Genomic DNA, 16,704 nt, shown 5'->3' on the forward strand with positions numbered 1-16,704 from the left:
CCGTAGGGACTACGGGGATAGCCTAATCAATAACTAACCGTTAGGTTGGTGTTCTTAGGAATCTCCCACTTCAAACAGCTCGTAAGAGTGTTAAGTGGGGGTAGTTCAAAATTTCATAACGGATACCACTAGGGGTGCCTAATAGGCTGAGAGAGGAATGAACCTTAACCCTTATGGACCTGATCTAGGTAATACTAGCGAAGGGAAGTGGAGCAATGCATATATATTTTTTTATTTGCTGTAGCCACTTCTTATATAGGAGTGGCTTTTTATTTGGATAAAAAGATATAAAGGAAGGGGAAATATATATGAAATTTTGTGAAAGATTATTTGAAGTCGTGCAGCCTGTTTGGGAAAAAAGTCATAATCATCCTTTTGTAACGGGGATGGGAGATGGCACGTTAGAAAAGGATAAGTTCCAATATTACATCATACAAGATTATTTATACTTGCTAGATTATGCAAAAATTTATGCAATTGGTGTTGTAAAAGCAACGAATCCACAAGTTATGGCAAAATTTGCGGAACAAATTGATGGCATTTTAAATGGAGAAATGACCATTCATAAGCAGTATGCAAAGCGTCTTGGAATTTCTATAAAAGAGATCGAATCAGCGAAGCCATCAGCTAAAAATTTAGCGTACACAAACTATATGATGTCAGTATCGCAAAATGGCACACTAGCTGAGCTTATTGCAGCGCTTCTTCCGTGTATGTGGAGTTATTGGGAAATTGGAAAACGTTTAAATGATATTCCAGGAGCAAGAGATCATGAGTTCTTTGGAGAGTGGATTCAAGGATATAGTTCAGAAGAGTATGGGAATCTTTGCATTTGGTTAATCGATTTATTAAACGAACTAGCTGAAGGAAAAACAGAACAAGAATTAGCCCGCTTAGAAGAGATTTTCCTATATTCCAGCCGCTTTGAATATTTATTCTGGGATATGGCATATAGCAAGGAGATGTGGGGATTTGAAGACAAAGAGCATACTACAGTTTCATAATGTTTCCTTTCATTATGATGAAAATCCTATTATAAAGGACCTAGATGCTTCCATAAAGGAAAAAGAATTTGTTAGCATCATCGGTCCGAGTGGCTGTGGCAAAAGTACATTATTTCGCTTAATTACAGGATTAGAAGATGCAGCGGCTGGAACAATTCAACTGATGGAAACAAAGAGTCATCCTGTAGGATATATGCCACAAAAAGATATGCTCTTGCCATGGAGAACGATTATTGAAAATGCAGCTCTTCCTTTAGAATGTCAAGGAATTAAGAAAACAGAAGCTGAAAAAAGAGCGAAAGCGCTTTTAGAGCAATTTGGATTACAAGAATACGAACAAAAGTACCCAAAAGACTTGTCGGGAGGAATGCGGCAACGAGTATCGTTTATTCGAACATTACTAACAGGTGGAGATATTTTATTGTTAGATGAACCTTTTAGTGCGCTGGATGCATTAACAAAGGCAACATTGCAAGAATGGCTGTTTGAACAATGGAAACAGTGGAAAAAAACAATTTTATTTATTACACATGATGTAGAGGAGGCGCTGTTTCTTTCGAATCGAATCCTCATTGTGACAACGCAGCCAATTACAACGCTAACAGAGCGTGTTGTACCACTTGGGAAAGAACGGACAAGAAAAGACTTACACAGACCAGAAGTACTAGCGTTAAAGGATGAACTACTTAGTATGTTAAAAGGGCAGGTGCTTATATGAGGAAAATGAGAGAGCTACTGCCTGCATGTATATTAAGTGGCATATTGCTTATAAGCTGGGAAGTGGGAGCTAGAATTATAGATGAGATGTATATTTTACCAGCACCGACTGCAATTATAGTGAAAATGTGGGCGCTGCATGACATACTCTTTACGGTTCATTTACCAGCGACGTTGTATGTCGTTTTTATCGGTATAGCAATTTCTATTGTCCTTGGTGTTGGGCTTGCAATGGCAATGAATGCAAGTAAATGGATGGAAAGATCTTTTTATCCGTTACTCGTTGCCTCACAAACAATACCGATTACTGCTTTGGCTCCATTATTTGTTTTATGGTTTGGATATTCCATTTGGAGCAAAGTTGTTGTGACGGTTTTAATTACCTTTTTTCCGATTGCGGTCAATATGTACGATGGATTGCGCAGTACGAAAAAGGATTGGGAAGAGCTGTTAGTTACATACGGCGCAACGAAACAAGATATTTTTTTAAAATTAAAGTTGCCATCTGCACTTCCTTATTTTTTCTCAGCACTTAAGATCGCCGTTCCGCTTAGCGTTATCGGTGCAGCAATTGGTGAGTGGCTTGGAGCACAAGCGGGCTTAGGCTACTTTAGTAAGCGAATGATGACGCAGTTAGATGGGGCTGGGGTTTTTGCACCGATTGTCCTTTTATCATTACTTGCTATTTTGTTTGTCCTACTTGTTTCTATATTAGAAAAGAAATTCATTAGTTGGAGGAAACATTCATGAAATTATTCAAATGCATCTTTGTGTTTACTTTATTCATTGCAATGATTGCGGGATGTTCTACTGATTCAGCGTCAGATAAGCAAAAAAAGGAGAAAGAAGTTACGGTGATGCTCGATTGGTATCCAAATGCGGTGCATAGTTTTATCTATGCAGCAATCGAGAAGGGATATTTTAAAGAAGAAGGTGTAAAAGTAAATATAAAATTCCCTTCTAATCCAACTGATCCTTTAACATTACCAGCAACAGGGAAAGTGACAGTGGGCTTATATTATCAACCAGATGTAATTATTGCAAAGGCAAATGAACAAATTCCTGTGAAATCAATTGGGGCGGTTGTTCGCTCACCGTTAAACCATATTGTTTCATTAAAGTCAGCAGGTATTCAGTCACCAAAAGACTTAACGGGAAAAACAGTTGGTTATTCTGGAACACCTTTAAGTGAAGCGTATTTAAAAGCAATGGTAAAAGAAGATGGTGGGAATCCAAGCGATGTAAAAGTAGTCGATGTAGGATTTGATTTAGTACCAGCATTAATTACGAAAAAAGTAGATGCTGTCACAGGGGCATACATTAACCATGAAGTTCCTGTCATGCGTCATCAAGGTCATGAGCCAGCATACTTTAATCCAGCTGACTACGGCGTGCCAAATTATCATGAGCTTGTGTTTGTCACAGGAGAGAGAACGTTGAAAAAGGATAAGGAAGCTCTGCAAGCTTTCTTACGCGGTACGAAAAAAGGATATGAATTTATGAAAAAAAATCCAGATGAGGCTCTTAACATTTTATTAGATCATCAAGAAAAGGAAAACTTCCCGCTCATCCCCGAAGTTGAGAAGGAGAGCATGAAAATTTTATTAGAAAAAATGGAAACAAAAGATGAGCCGTTTTTATCAGATTCAAAAGGGGCATGGGAAAAACAAAATAAATGGTTGAAAGAAAAAGGAATGACAAAAGAGATTGTTCCTGCTAATGAATTATTTGAAAACATTTTAAAGTAGGCGAATGTGTATGAAAAATGAACTTCATGTCATTTCAAATGGTCAAATGACATTTGAAGAGCTGACGAATGTAGCGATGCAAATGGAGAGTGAGATTGATTATTTGCATATTCGCGAACGGGAGAAAAGTACGAAAGAGTTGTATGAAGGTGTGGAAGGTCTCTTAAAAAGAGGCTTTCCTGCATCTAAACTTGTGCTTAATGACCGAATTGATATTGCAATTTTATTAAATATTCCGCGCGTACAATTAGGATACCGTAGCGTAGATGTGAAATCTGTAAAAGAGAAATTTTCTTATTTGCATGTTGGTTATTCTGTGCATTCTTTAGAAGAAGCAATCGTAGCGTTCAAAAATGGAGCGGATTCACTTGTTTATGGGCATGTATTTCCGACAAGCTGTAAGAAAGGTGTCCCAGCAAGAGGACTAGAAGAAATTTCAGATATGGCAAGGCGGTTAACAATACCGATTACAGCTATTGGAGGAATAACACCTGAAAATACAACAGAAGTTCTTAAATCTGGTGTGAGTGGTATTGCAGTTATGTCTGGAATTGTAAGCGATCGTAATCCATACGAGAAAGCAAGATTGTATAAGGAAATAATAAGAAAGTGGGCGGAAAATCATGAGTAAGAAGTATGATGTAGCTATTATTGGCGGTGGTGTAATTGGTAGTTCAGTTGCACATTTTCTAGCAGAAAGAAGTTGCCATGTTGCAATTGTTGAGAAGCAAAGGGTTGCTTCGGAAGCATCAAAAGCAGCGGCAGGACTTCTTGGAGTACAGGCGGAATGGGATGTATATAACCCGCTCTTTGAACTTGCTAGAGAAAGCCGTGCAATATTTCCGCAACTTGCAAAGGCGTTACGAGAAAAAACGGGAATTGATATTGGATATGAAGAGAAAGGGATATATCGGATTGCTCAAAATGAAGAGGAGAAAACAAGAATACGAAATATAATGAACTGGCAACAAGAAACAGGTGAGGAATCTTATTTTCTAACAGGAGATGAGCTTCGCCAAAAGGAACCGTTTCTTTCTTCCTCCATTATCGGCGCTGTCTATTATCCCAAAGATGGTCATGTTATTGCGCCAGAACTAACGAAAGCGTTCGCACACTCTGCGGCCATTTCTGGTACTGATATATATGAACAAACAGAAGTATTTGATATTCGAGTTGAAAAAAATAGAGTGTGCGGAATTGTTACGAGCGAAGGCTTTATTTCATGTGAAAAAGTAGTCATTGCAGGTGGTTCATGGAGTACAAAACTACTTCAATATTTTCATAGAGATTGGGGTACTTATCCTGTAAAAGGGGAAGTAGTCGCAGTAAAAAGCTATAAGCCATTAGTAAGAGCTCCGATTTTCCAAGACAGATTTTACATCGCACCAAAACGTGGTGGTCGCTATGTAATTGGAGCAACAATGAAACCTCATACGTTTAACAAATCTGTACAACCAAAAAGTATCATTTCGATATTAGAACGTGCGTATTCAATTTTACCAGCTTTAAAAGATGCGGAGTGGGAAACCGCATGGGCAGGGCTTCGTCCGCAATCCAATCATGACGTTCCTTATATGGGAGAGCATGAGGAAATAAAAGGGTTATATGCTTGTACAGGTCATTACCGAAATGGTATTTTATTAAGTCCTATTTCTGGTCAATATATGGCCGATATCATAGAAGGAAAACAAACTAATCATTTGTTAGATTCATTGTTTTCAAAGTCAGTTTAGAAGGGGGATGGAAGCTTGTATTTGAAAATTAATGGTAGGCAAGTAGAGGTGCCAGAACATATTAAAACGGTAGCGGAATTGCTTACTCACTTAGAGTTGGATACAAAGATTGTTGTGGTAGAGCGAAATAAGGAGATTCTGCAAAAAGAAGACCATCAAGACACTTCCGTTTTTGATGGCGATCAAATTGAGATTGTAACTTTCGTAGGAGGCGGTTGATTATGTTAAACATTGGACCTTTCACATTCAAATCTAGACTTTTATTAGGAACAGGAAAATTTTCTGATTATGACGTGCAAAGAAAAGCAATCGAAGTATCAGAAGCGGAAATTTTAACATTTGCAGTGCGCCGGATGGATATATTTGATGCACAGCAACCGAATTTATTAGAAAAAATTGATATAAAAAACTACACATTACTTCCAAATACAGCAGGGGCAAAAACAGCTGAAGAAGCGGTTCGTATTGCAAAGTTAGCAAAAGCATCAGGTCTATGTGACATGGTAAAAGTAGAAGTGATTGGTGATGATAAAACGTTATTGCCAGATCCAGTAGAGACGTTAAAAGCATCTGAAATGCTTCTTGAAGAAGGGTTTATTGTTCTTCCTTATACATCAGATGATGTTGTATTAGCTCGCAAACTACAAGAGCTTGGTGTGCATGCGATTATGCCTGGAGCGTCACCAATTGGTTCAGGACTTGGTATTGTAAATCCATTAAATATAAGCTTTATTATTGAACAAGCAACTGTACCAGTTATTGTAGATGCAGGTGTTGGGAGTCCAGCTGATGCAGCATTTGCGATGGAATTAGGGGCAGACGGTGTGTTATTAAATACGGCTGTATCTGGTGCGAAAGATCCTATTAAAATGGCGGAAGCAATGAAACTAGGTATTCATGCAGGACGTTTAGGATTTGAAGCAGGACGTATTGCACGGAAACGCTTTGCAACAGCAAGCAGTCCTTTAGAAGGAATGAGCGTAGTTGAATAATCGATATTCTCGTCAAGAGCTATTCTCCTCAATTGGAGAAAAAGGGCAAAAAAAGATAGGGAAAAAGCATGTATTCATTATCGGTGCAGGAGCACTTGGTAGCGCCAATGCAGAAATGCTTGTAAGAGCGGGTGTGGGAAATGTAACGATTGTAGACCGCGACTATATTGATTGGAGTAATCTGCAAAGGCAGCAACTATACGCTGAAGAAGATGTGAAGAACCATCTCCCGAAAGCGATCGCGGCAAAACAGCGTTTGAAAGCGATTAATAGTAGTGTAGTGGTAAAGGCTTTTGTCAAAGATATAACCGCAGAAGAGCTAGAAGAACTTGTTACAAATGTCGATGTCATCATCGATGCGACTGATAATTTTGAAACACGCTTTATTATAAATGATATATCACAAAAATATTCAATTCCATGGATTTACGGTGCTTGTGTAGGGAGCTATGGTCTTTCTTATACCATTTTACCAGGAAAGACACCGTGTTTATCTTGCTTACTACAATCCATCCCACTTGGCGGAGCAACATGTGATACAGCAGGCATTATTTCACCTGCTGTATCGATCGTTGTTTCGCATCAAGTAACAGAAACTCTTAAACTTTTAGTAGAAGATTATAAAGCGCTTCGAGATGGTCTCGTGTCATTTGATGTATGGAAAAATGAATATTCCTGTATGAATGTACAGAAGTTGAAAAAGGATCATTGTCCATCTTGTGGTGAGAAAGCAATCTATCCATATTTAAATAAAGAGAATACGTCAAAAACGGCTGTTTTATGCGGGAGAAATACAGTTCAAATTCGTCCGCCTCATAAAGAAAAACTGGACTTTCATAGATATAAAGAACTGTTACGTGACCGCGTAGCTGATTTAACAGTGAACCCATATTTATTATCATTTCGTGCAGATGGAAAACGGCTTGTTGCTTTTCAAGACGGACGAGTTCTTGTGTATGGCACGAAAGAGATAGCAGAAGCGAAAACAATATATCATCGTTATTTTGGATAAAAGGAGTGAATGAGATGAAAGTAAATAAAGCATTAACAATTGCTGGATCTGATAGCGGTGGCGGCGCTGGAATTCAAGCGGATTTGAAAACATTCCAAGAGCTTGGTGTGTACGGGATGACGGCGATTACAGCCATTACTGCTCAAAATACACTTGGTGTTCAAGGGGTATATCCTGTTTCGCTTGAAGGAATTATAGAGCAGTTGAATTCAATTGGTGACGACTTAACACCAGATGCAGTGAAACTTGGAATGTTATTTAGTGGTGAAATTATTCAAATTGTTGCAGAGTATATTAAAAAATTTGGCTGGAATAATATTGTTCTAGATCCGGTTATGATTGCAAAAGGCGGAGCTTCACTATTACAGCAAGAAGCTGTCAATGCATTGAAAGAACATTTACTACCGATCGCCACTGTTATAACGCCAAATGTGCCAGAAGCAGAAGTGTTAACAGGTATTAAGATTCATAATATAGAAGATAGCAAAGAGGCTGCAAAAGCATTGCATACATTAGGTGTTCAGTATGTTCTTATGAAAGGTGGACATGCAGAGTATCAAGGAAGTGAAGTTATTGATTTCTTGTTCGATGGTGAGCAATTCATTGAATTTAAAAGTGAAAGAATTGCTTCAAAACAAACGCACGGTAGTGGTTGTACATTTGCCTCTGCTGTAACGGCAGGACTTGCCAAAGGATACGATATGAAAGAAGCCGTTCAAGAAGCTAAACAATTTATTAGTAGTGCAATTGCAGAGCCATTAAACATTGGCAATGGCCATGGACCAACAAACCATTTTGCATATAAACGTCAAGAAGTACGCATGTAAATATTTAAGATAAAGGTGCTAGAAAACAGGAGCTAACTGGTTCCTGTTTTTTTATGACGATTAACAACTTTTTTAAAATAATATATTAAAAAACTTTATTGATTTTCGAGGATGTTCAGAAAATCGTTCACTATTTTTAATTGTTTACAATTTCCATATTTAGGAGTATGATAGCAGCCAAAATCTGTTTTTGTAACGCTGAGTCCAATGATTTGGAGCGGAGGAACCAAATGGTGCATGGTCACTAGGGGTGAATCTTTCATGATGAAAGTAGGGCTACTCTCAAAGTCCGAATCCGACAGCTAACTTCGTAAGCGTTTTGAGAGAGGGTGGTACAATGATGGATGTATCTCTTCATCAATCTGGTTAGTATAGGAGAATATCAGCTGATTCTTTTATGCTAGGGAGGATGAAATACATGGGTGAGAAACAAGGACTAACACTCATTTGTGTAGGAGAAAAGGATAAGTTAAACAGTTTAAGAGAATTAGTATCGTTTCAAAGTGAATTGATTATTGTGGCTGCTGATGAACAAATAGCAGGAGAAGCAAGAAAGTTTGGCTTTCAAACAATTTATTGTTTTGGTAAGGAGTTGAATAGAACAAGTATTTGTACAGGCATAAAAAAGGTTATCCTGCTCGGTGACGAATTGCCGATCGTTAGTTTTTTTACGGAATGGATTCGTTTTTCGTTTCAAGCACCTATTACAATTGTGACAAGAAATAAAAAATATCCAGTCAGGCTCTATCAAACAATGGGAGCTACATTTGTCGTGTTTACAAACTGTGATAACATTTCTTTTTTATTTCTTGAATAGAGCGGAGGAAGCGGAAATGAAAGTATTATTACTTGACGATATAGCAAATCGCTGGGCAGTATCATTAGAGAGAATTCAAGAATTAGCTGCGCTAGATCCTTTTTTTCCAAGGCCGTATATGATATTGCTGTCAAAAGATAATTTATATTTAGAGAAGGATATTATTGAATATGAGCAGTTACATGCAGAATTGTCACAAGTTTATATTCGAGGGAGAAGTTTACGTGCATTTTTATGGAGTAAATAAATGATTGAGCACCTATGAAGTATAGTAAGATCGCCACTTCATAGGTGCTCTTTTCTTTTTATCCCGCCATTTTCGGGCAGCCCGATTGGTGAGGGCTCATAATCAGTGAGGGATGAAGCCCCCCACTGATTAAAGTTTCACTTTATGTAACAAGCCATTTTCACGAAAAAGAAAGAAAAGATAAGAAAATAGATGATAAAATAATTATATTCAGTAATGTAAGCGGTTATATGGCAAGAAATCTTATTATTTTCAGTAATTTTATTCTTTACAAGTCAAAAATAGAGGAGTATATTTACTCTCATAAATTATTTATAAAAATTTCCAAAAATAACCTTATATCGCTGAGTCCAATGATTTGGAGCGGGGGAACCAATTTTGTGCATTGTCACTTGGGGTGAATCTTTCATGATGAAAGTAGGGCTACTCTTTAGGCCCGAATCCGACAGCTAACTTCGTAAGCGTTTGGAGAGGAGGTTTACTTTTGTGTTGTTCATTTTTGAACACTGAGTAGAGCCTCAGTGTTCTTTTTTTAGTGGTTCGATGGTAAAAAAATACATTTTGTGAGGGATAAACATGTTAGATATTCTGATGATTGGATTTTGTATTCTACTCGTATTCTCCATGATTGGTCTAGCAAAATGGTCGGATAAAGTTGTGAAAGAAGGGAAATCGAAATGACGATTATACTTTCGACCGTAGTACTCTTTCTTACAGGCTACTTAGTTTACGCGTTATTAAATCCAGAAAAGTTCTAAACTAGGAGGAAGAAGCAATGGTAACATGGGTCGCAGCTATCGTAACGATAGTATTGTTTATATTACTTGCAAAGCCAATGGGAACATATGTAGAAAAGGCGTTTCAAGGGAGTAGAACGTTAGAGAAAGTGTTTGGTCCGATAGAGAGTATCATTTTTAAAGTAGGTGGCATTCAGAAAAAGAATCAAACTTGGATCCAATACGTATTTGCGATGTTATTTACGAATGCTTGTATGATTTTGTTTGTATATCTTGTTTTTAGATTACAAGGCGTTCTACCATTAAACCCAAGTAAAGTAGAGGGAATGGAACCGACACTTGCATTTCATACAGCGATTAGCTTTATGACGAATACGAATTTACAGCATTATAGTGGTGAAAGTGGATTATCGTACTTAGCACAAATGATTGGGATTACGTTCATGATGTTTACAGCGCCAGCGACAACATTGGCATTTGCAATTGCATTTATTCGAGGATTAGCTGGAAAAGAAGTAGGAAACTTCTTTGTTGATTTTGTTCGAGCGATTATAAGGGTGTTAATGCCAATTGCATTTATTATGGCACTTATATTCGTCGCGCAAGGAATGCCACAAACATTGAGCGGCAGCGCAGTCGCTCAAACGCTTGAAGGAGCAAAACAAGTGATTCCGCGGGGGCCAATTGCTTCGTTAGAATCTATTAAAATGCTAGGAAATAATGGTGGTGGATTTTTTGGAGTAAACTCTGCACATCCTTTTGAAAATCCAACAGCGATTACGAATGTGTTACAAATGATGCTTATGATGTTTATTACAACATCACTGCCATTCACATATGGAAGAATGATTGGTAGTAAGAAACAAGGAAGAATTTTATTTGTATCAATGCTTATAATGTTTGTCATTGGATTTGGTATGGCTGTTACAACCGAATTACAAGGAAACCCCGTTTTAAATCAATTTGGCATGGACCATGCACAAGGGAATATGGAAGGAAAAGAAGTTCGATTCGGTACAATAATGACAGCACTCTTTGCAACAGTTACGACAGCATCGGAAACAGGTGGTGTGAACGCGATGCATGATACGTTTACCCCGCTTGGAGGGATGCTTACACTTGTGAACATGCTTTTAAATACGGTGTTTGGTGGCGTTGGAGCAGGGTTTATTAATGTGATAATGTATGCGATGATTGCTGTCTTTATTTCAGGATTAATGGTTGGACGTACGCCAGAGTTTCTTGGGAAAAAGCTAGAGGGAAAAGAGATGAAACTTATTGCTGTTACATTATTATTTCAACCTTTATTAATTCTCGGAGCATCGGCAGTTGCATTTTCTACCAATTTTGGTACAGAAGCGATTACAAATTCAGGATTTCATGGCATTACACAAGTAATCTATGAATTTACTTCATCAGCAGCAAATAATGGTTCTGGTTTTGAAGGATTGGCGGATAATACACCATTTTGGAATATTTCAACGGGACTTGTAATGTATGGAGCGCGTTTCTTCAGCTTAGTAACAATGCTTGCTGTTTCGGTATCTTTAAAAGAAAAAGCAGTCGTACCAGAAACAGTCGGAACATTCAGAACAGATAATGGACTATTTGGAGGGATTTTTGTTGGCACAATCTTTATCGTCGGTGCGTTAACTTTCTTTCCAGTATTAGTATTAGGACCAATTGCAGAGTTTCTGACTCTATAAGAAAGAAGCGAGGAGAATCAATATGAGACCAGTGATAGTAAAAGGGAAGCATGTGCAGGTTATGTCATCTTCCAAAAGAGAAGATGGTGAGGTAAGAAGTGCGAAAACAATGGATCGTGATATTGTATCAAATGCTTTTAAACAAGCAGTTTTGAAATTAAATCCAAAGCAAATGATAAAGAATCCAATTATGTTTGTTGTCGAAATTGGATTTTTCATTACATTGCTTTTGTCGGTTGTACCGAGTTTATCAACAAATGTTCCGTTATGGTTCAATATAACGGTCACACTTGTTCTTTTATTCACAGTTTTCTTTGCAAATTTTGCAGAAGCATTAGCAGAAGGACGCGGGAAAGCACAAGCAGATTCATTAAAACAATCAAAAAAGGATGTTTATGCGAATATCGTAAAGGAAAATGGAGAAATTACTCGGGTTTTAGCATCTAACTTAAAAAAAGGTGATATGGTTCTTGTAAAACAAGGAGAAATGATTCCAGGTGATGGGGAAGTTATTCGTGGTTTAGCATCTGTAGATGAATCGGCAATTACAGGTGAATCGGCACCAGTAATGAAGGAAGCAGGCGGTGATTTTTGCTCTGTGACAGGCGGTACAATGGTTGTGAGTGATGAGATTACGATTCGAATTACAAGTAATCCTGGCGAATCTTTCTTAGATAAAATGATCTTATTAGTAGAAGGGGCAACGCGTCAAAAAACGCCGAATGAAATAGCGTTAAATACAGTATTAATAAGTTTAACATTAATCTTTCTCATTGCAGTTGTAACGCTTCCGTTATTTACAAATTATTTAGGATTTCAAATTGATACTTCCATTCTTGTTGCGTTACTCGTTTGTTTAATTCCAACAACAATAGGCGGACTATTATCCGCAATTGGGATTGCTGGTATGGATCGTGTAACAAAGTTTAATGTACTCGCAATGAGCGGAAAAGCAGTGGAAGCAGCAGGTGATATTAATACAATCATTTTAGATAAAACAGGTACGATTACATTTGGAAACCGGATGGCACATGCTTTACTGCCTGTCGGAAATGAAACAATAGAACAATTAGCGAAATGGGCGGCACTTAGCTCGGTGTTAGATGAAACACCGGAAGGACGTTCTGTTATGGATTATGTACAATCAAAAGGGTTTTCTTACAATGTATCTAAGGAAGAGATAGGAGAATTCGTTCCTTTTAAAGCTGAAACGAGAATGAGCGGTATGGATCTAAAAAGCGGGGAAAAAGTAAGAAAAGGAGCAGTTGGTGCCGTAATTGATTGGGTACAATCTCAAAGAGGAAAGATTCCAACCGATTTACATCAAAAAGCCGATTTAATCGCCAAAGAGGGTGGTACACCACTTGCGGTTGCAGCGGGAAATCGTATTTTCGGTTTAATCTATTTAAAAGATACTGTAAAACCTGGTATGCGTGAGCGTTTCGAACAGCTTCGGCAAATGGGAATAAAAACAATGATGTGTACAGGAGATAATCCGTTAACAGCGGCAACGATTGCAAAAGAAGCAGGGGTAGATGAATTTGTGGCTGAATGTAAACCGGAGGATAAAATAGCTGTTATTAAAGCAGAGCAAGAATTGGGTAAATTAGTTGCGATGACAGGTGATGGGACAAATGATGCTCCAGCGCTGGCACAAGCGGATGTTGGTCTTGCAATGAATAGTGGTACCGCAGCAGCGAAAGAAGCGGCAAATATGATTGATTTAGATTCTAATCCAACAAAAATTATTGAAGTGGTTGCGATTGGAAAGCAGCTATTAATGACGCGCGGTGCATTAACGACATTTAGTATTGCAAATGATGTAGCAAAATACTTTGCGATTATTCCAGCGATGTTTACAGTTGCAATTCCGCAAATGGAGGCACTTAATATAATGGGATTGCACTCACCGCTTTCTGCTATTCTGTCAGCGCTCATTTTTAACGCGCTCATCATCCCGATGTTGATTCCACTTGCAATGAAAGGAATTGCATATAAACCGATGAGTTCCAATACGCTACTTTTTCGTAACTTATTGATTTATGGTTTTGGTGGTGTACTTGTACCATTTATTGGGATTAAGTTGGTCGATTTAGTCGTTGGACTATTCATTTCATAGAGAAGGGAGAGATACACATGACTGAGAAACAAAATTTGTTTGGACCTGTTGTTCGCTTAACTGGAGTACTTGTTGTTCTATGTGGTTTGATTTATCCAGCCATGGTAACGGGAATTGCACAAGGGGTAATGAAGGATCATGCAGATGGAAGTTTAATATATGAGAAAGGAGAAATCATTGGATCTAAACGAATTGGACAGGAGTTTACCTCCGCCAAATATTTTCATGGACGTATATCAAGTATTGCCTATAAAGCGGAAGGGTCTGGATCAAATAACTATGCACCTTCTAATCCGGAGTTACGACAACGTACAGAAGAAAGTATTGAAAAATGGAAGGAAGATAATCCTTCTGTCCCAGTAAGAGAAGTACCAATAGATTTAGTAACAAATTCAGGTTCAGGGCTGGATCCGGATATTAGTCCTAAAGCGGCATACGCACAAGTAGACCGCGTTGCAAAAGAAACGAAAATTTCGAAAGAGGAGTTAAAGGCTATCATTGCTTCGCATATAGAAGGTCGTGCATTTGGATTATATGGAGAAGAACGTGTGAATGTTTTACAGTTAAATATGGAAGTCAAAAAACGAATACAATAAAAAATAGACTACCTCAATCCTATTTTGATTGAGGTAGCTTCCTTTTGTAAAGGAGTGAGATTATGTACGCTGAAGAATATGAGCCGAAATTTCAAAGAAGGTCACCGGAGGATTATTTAGAAGAAATACAGAGAATGAATAGAGGAAAACTAAAATTATACGTCGGGGCAGCACCTGGTGTTGGGAAAACGTATAAAATGCTACTTGATGCACATGAAATGAAGAAAGAAGGGCTAGATGTTGTTATTGGGCTGGTTGAAACACATGGGAGAAAAGAAACGGAAGCGGCTATTTTGGATTTAGAAATAATTCCTTTACAAGAAATAGAGTATAAAAGAAAGCGATTTTATGAGCTGAATGTAGAGAAAATTATAAAGCGAGCACCGCAAGTAGTCGTGGTAGATGAACTTGCGCATAGCAATATTCCAGGAGCGAAACATAAAAAAAGGTATATGGATGTAGAAGAACTATTAGAGGCGGGAATATCAGTATTATCTGCATTTAATATTCAACATTTAGAAAGTGTTCATGATATCGTAGAACAGATTACAAATATAAAAGTAAGAGAGCGTATTCCTGATTGTATTTTACAAAAAGCAAATGAGATTCAACTTGTTGATGTTACGCCAGAAGTGTTACGGAAAAGGTTAAGAGATGGAAAGATATATAAGGAAGAAAAGATTAAGCAAAGCTTGGAACACTTTTTTACTATTAATAATTTGGGGGCTTTACGAGAGTTATCGCTGAGAGAAGTTGCCGATGATATGGATGAGAAAATGAGTCAATCACTCATAGAACCGATTGGTGTAAAAGAAAAGATCCTCGTTTGTGTGCAATATAGTTTGGCGGCAGAAAAATTAATTCGGCGTGGATGGCGGATGGCGAATCGGTTAAATGCTGAATTATTTGTATTAAATGTAGAAAGAGGCAACGTAGAATCTATTTCAGCAGGAAGAAGACAAATCATTGCTGAATGGAAAGCATTGACGAAACAGTTTGAGGCAACATTTCTATTAGAAGAGGCAAAGGGGAGAAAGCCAGCAGCTGTTATGATTGAAGTTGCAAAACGATTACAAGTTACACAAATTTTGCTTGGACAATCTGCAAGAACGAGGTGGGAAGAAATTTGCAAAGGTTCGATTGTGAATGAAATCATGAGGGAAACGAAGTATATCGATATTCATATTGTTGCTGATCAAAGGAAGTAAAAAAGAGAATGTTCAGAAGTAGTGAGACACTTTATCTGAACATTCCTTTTATATTATATTTCGCTATTTTTCGGTAGCTGTTTCCTTACATATAAGACGATGATGAGAAATAGCATTGCACCTATGAAGAAAATCCAAAAGTAATTTTGCGAAAAAAATAGAAAACCACCAATCATTGGACCTGTGCTCATTCCGATATACCGAATGAAATTGTACATCCCAATTGCAGTTGCTCGCTCCTTAATAAATTCTTCTGTTAACAAAGTTGTGTGAGTGGGCAGCGATATTCCCATGCTAAAACCGTATAGGGATATCGCAATAAGAAGAATGAGGATGTTTATATCATATGTGAAGGAGAATAAGAGAACACATAGGATATTGAAAAAGCTAGTAATCAGTAAAGCTTGTTTTGGCGAGAGCCATCTTTGGAAAAACTTATAGCAATAACTTCCTAGCATCATACATAAGGCCAGCGGTACAAACGTCATTCCAATTTCATGCACATTTAGATGGAATACGTTTGTAAGTATGCTAGGTAAAAAAACGAGGAAACAAAAATACATACAAAATTGCATAAAGCCGATGAGGGCAATAGAGAGACCAATTTTATGTTTGAAAAGATTCCAATAAAGACTGTTTTTTTTAGTTGTGGTAAGGATAGATGGCTTTGTTTCAGGAAGTAATATGATATTAACAATGGGTAAAAATATTCCAGTTATAGATAAAAATAGAAAAACAGTTACATGCCCATTTATGTCCCCAAGATAGCCACCAATTAGTGGACCGATAGTAGGAGCGAGGGCAAGTATCGTTTGATAAATGCTCATTGCTTTTCCACGTTCTGTCCCTTCAAATAAGTCCCCAATAATGGTGGCCGCTACAATCGGAATGGCAGCAATTCCGGACGCTTGAATCGTTCTAAATATAAGGAATACATACATATTTGTTGCAAAAGAACAGCCGATTGCGCCAATGGTTCCGATGCATAGACTAGGAATTAGGATATATTTTCTGCCTTTCATATCAATGAGTGGACCATAAACGAGCTGCATCACTGCGAGAATAAAAGTGAAAAGTGAAACGGTTAAATGAACAAGGGAGAGCGAAGTGTGAAAAGTAGTTTGAATCATTGGTAAAATAGGTGTATAAATATTTTGAGCCAAAGATCCTAATAGAGCACTCAAACAAACAGTGTATAAAATAGATTGTAATTTTATTGACGATAATGCCTGTTTCATAGT

The 16,704-nt window shown here is 37.7% G+C and carries 19 protein-coding genes and 3 riboswitches; of the genes, 18 read left to right on the plus strand and 1 reads right to left on the minus strand.

Features of this window, described 5'->3' with window-relative positions; all coding sequences use genetic code 11:
* Nucleotides 1–120 precede the first annotated feature (120 nt).
* A riboswitch (TPP riboswitch) is annotated at nucleotides 121–223 on the plus strand.
* Between the two features lie 85 nt (nucleotides 224–308).
* The 18 genes from tenA (at nucleotide 309) to kdpDN (ending at nucleotide 15,463) form a co-directional block, all read left to right on the plus strand.
* The gene (tenA, locus tag MR059_RS15445) at nucleotides 309–1,004 is read left to right on the plus strand and encodes a thiaminase II (RefSeq protein ID WP_011983715.1); all 696 of its coding nucleotides are present in this window, start codon (nucleotides 309–311) and stop codon (nucleotides 1,002–1,004) included.
* On the plus strand, nucleotides 973–1,722 hold the full coding sequence (locus MR059_RS15450) for an ABC transporter ATP-binding protein (RefSeq protein ID WP_011983716.1): 750 nt from the start codon (nucleotides 973–975) through the stop codon (nucleotides 1,720–1,722). Before tenA ends, MR059_RS15450 begins: the two co-directional genes overlap by 32 nt.
* Complete coding sequence (locus MR059_RS15455) at nucleotides 1,719–2,471, plus strand: ABC transporter permease (protein ID WP_011983717.1); 753 nt, start codon at nucleotides 1,719–1,721, stop codon at nucleotides 2,469–2,471. The genes MR059_RS15450 and MR059_RS15455 overlap by 4 nt, the downstream gene beginning before the upstream one ends.
* Nucleotides 2,468–3,469 (plus strand): ABC transporter substrate-binding protein, encoded by a 1,002-nt coding sequence (locus MR059_RS15460; RefSeq protein ID WP_011983718.1) that lies wholly within the window; start codon nucleotides 2,468–2,470, stop codon nucleotides 3,467–3,469. The genes MR059_RS15455 and MR059_RS15460 overlap by 4 nt, the downstream gene beginning before the upstream one ends.
* Before the next feature lie 10 nt (nucleotides 3,470–3,479).
* Nucleotides 3,480–4,100, plus strand: a complete 621-nt coding sequence (tenI, locus tag MR059_RS15465; protein WP_011983719.1) for a thiazole tautomerase TenI — start codon at nucleotides 3,480–3,482, stop codon at nucleotides 4,098–4,100.
* Nucleotides 4,093–5,202 (plus strand): glycine oxidase ThiO, encoded by a 1,110-nt coding sequence (gene thiO / locus MR059_RS15470; protein ID WP_011983720.1) that lies wholly within the window; start codon nucleotides 4,093–4,095, stop codon nucleotides 5,200–5,202. Before tenI ends, thiO begins: the two co-directional genes overlap by 8 nt.
* 15 nt (nucleotides 5,203–5,217) lie before the next feature.
* Nucleotides 5,218–5,421: a sulfur carrier protein ThiS gene (thiS, locus tag MR059_RS15475; protein WP_011983721.1), complete on the plus strand. Its 204-nt coding sequence runs from the start codon at nucleotides 5,218–5,220 to the stop codon at nucleotides 5,419–5,421.
* A 2-nt stretch (nucleotides 5,422–5,423) separates the two neighbouring features.
* Entirely contained in the window at nucleotides 5,424–6,194 is a 771-nt protein-coding gene (locus MR059_RS15480) for a thiazole synthase (RefSeq protein ID WP_011983722.1), read from the plus strand.
* The gene (locus MR059_RS15485) at nucleotides 6,187–7,206 is read left to right on the plus strand and encodes a thiazole biosynthesis adenylyltransferase ThiF (protein ID WP_011983723.1); all 1,020 of its coding nucleotides are present in this window, start codon (nucleotides 6,187–6,189) and stop codon (nucleotides 7,204–7,206) included. Before MR059_RS15480 ends, MR059_RS15485 begins: the two co-directional genes overlap by 8 nt.
* 14 nt (nucleotides 7,207–7,220) lie before the next feature.
* Entirely contained in the window at nucleotides 7,221–8,033 is an 813-nt protein-coding gene (gene thiD, locus MR059_RS15490) for a bifunctional hydroxymethylpyrimidine kinase/phosphomethylpyrimidine kinase (protein ID WP_011983724.1), read from the plus strand.
* A gap of 186 nt (nucleotides 8,034–8,219) precedes the next feature.
* A riboswitch (cyclic di-AMP (ydaO/yuaA leader) is annotated at nucleotides 8,220–8,366 on the plus strand.
* 85 nt (nucleotides 8,367–8,451) lie between these two features.
* Nucleotides 8,452–8,850 carry a hypothetical protein gene (locus MR059_RS15495; protein ID WP_011983725.1) on the plus strand — a complete coding sequence of 133 codons (399 nt, stop codon included), beginning with the start codon at nucleotides 8,452–8,454 and terminating at the stop codon, nucleotides 8,848–8,850.
* A gap of 16 nt (nucleotides 8,851–8,866) precedes the next feature.
* Nucleotides 8,867–9,097, plus strand: coding sequence for a hypothetical protein (locus tag MR059_RS15500; RefSeq protein ID WP_011983726.1), 231 nt, complete (start codon nucleotides 8,867–8,869; stop codon nucleotides 9,095–9,097).
* 332 nt (nucleotides 9,098–9,429) lie between these two features.
* Nucleotides 9,430–9,575: riboswitch (cyclic di-AMP (ydaO/yuaA leader) on the plus strand.
* 98 nt (nucleotides 9,576–9,673) lie between these two features.
* Entirely contained in the window at nucleotides 9,674–9,778 is a 105-nt protein-coding gene (locus tag MR059_RS15505) for a hypothetical protein (RefSeq protein WP_041809453.1), read from the plus strand.
* Nucleotides 9,775–9,855 carry a K(+)-transporting ATPase subunit F gene (gene kdpF, locus MR059_RS22320; RefSeq protein WP_081428345.1) on the plus strand — a complete coding sequence of 27 codons (81 nt, stop codon included), beginning with the start codon at nucleotides 9,775–9,777 and terminating at the stop codon, nucleotides 9,853–9,855. Before MR059_RS15505 ends, kdpF begins: the two co-directional genes overlap by 4 nt.
* Before the next feature lie 17 nt (nucleotides 9,856–9,872).
* Nucleotides 9,873–11,540 carry a potassium-transporting ATPase subunit KdpA gene (gene kdpA / locus MR059_RS15510; protein ID WP_011983727.1) on the plus strand — a complete coding sequence of 556 codons (1,668 nt, stop codon included), beginning with the start codon at nucleotides 9,873–9,875 and terminating at the stop codon, nucleotides 11,538–11,540.
* A gap of 22 nt (nucleotides 11,541–11,562) precedes the next feature.
* The gene (gene kdpB / locus MR059_RS15515; protein ID WP_011983728.1) at nucleotides 11,563–13,659 is read left to right on the plus strand and encodes a potassium-transporting ATPase subunit KdpB; all 2,097 of its coding nucleotides are present in this window, start codon (nucleotides 11,563–11,565) and stop codon (nucleotides 13,657–13,659) included.
* Nucleotides 13,660–13,676: 17 nt separating this feature from the next.
* The gene (kdpC, locus tag MR059_RS15520; RefSeq protein ID WP_011983729.1) at nucleotides 13,677–14,255 is read left to right on the plus strand and encodes a K(+)-transporting ATPase subunit C; all 579 of its coding nucleotides are present in this window, start codon (nucleotides 13,677–13,679) and stop codon (nucleotides 14,253–14,255) included.
* 62 nt (nucleotides 14,256–14,317) lie between these two features.
* A complete protein-coding gene (gene kdpDN / locus MR059_RS15525; RefSeq protein ID WP_011983730.1) occupies nucleotides 14,318–15,463 on the plus strand; it encodes a KdpD-like non-kinase potassium sensor in 1,146 nt (381 codons plus the stop codon).
* 53 nt (nucleotides 15,464–15,516) lie between these two features.
* Here the strand turns inward: kdpDN and MR059_RS15530 are convergent, their stop codons facing one another.
* Nucleotides 15,517–16,701, minus strand: coding sequence for an MFS transporter (locus MR059_RS15530; RefSeq protein ID WP_011983731.1), 1,185 nt, complete (start codon nucleotides 16,699–16,701; stop codon nucleotides 15,517–15,519).
* Nucleotides 16,702–16,704 lie beyond the last annotated feature (3 nt).

Origin of the sequence: Bacillus cereus group sp. BfR-BA-01522 (assembly GCF_022662635.1) — a bacterium.
Taxonomy (GTDB): Bacteria; Bacillota; Bacilli; order Bacillales; family Bacillaceae_G; genus Bacillus_A; species Bacillus_A cytotoxicus.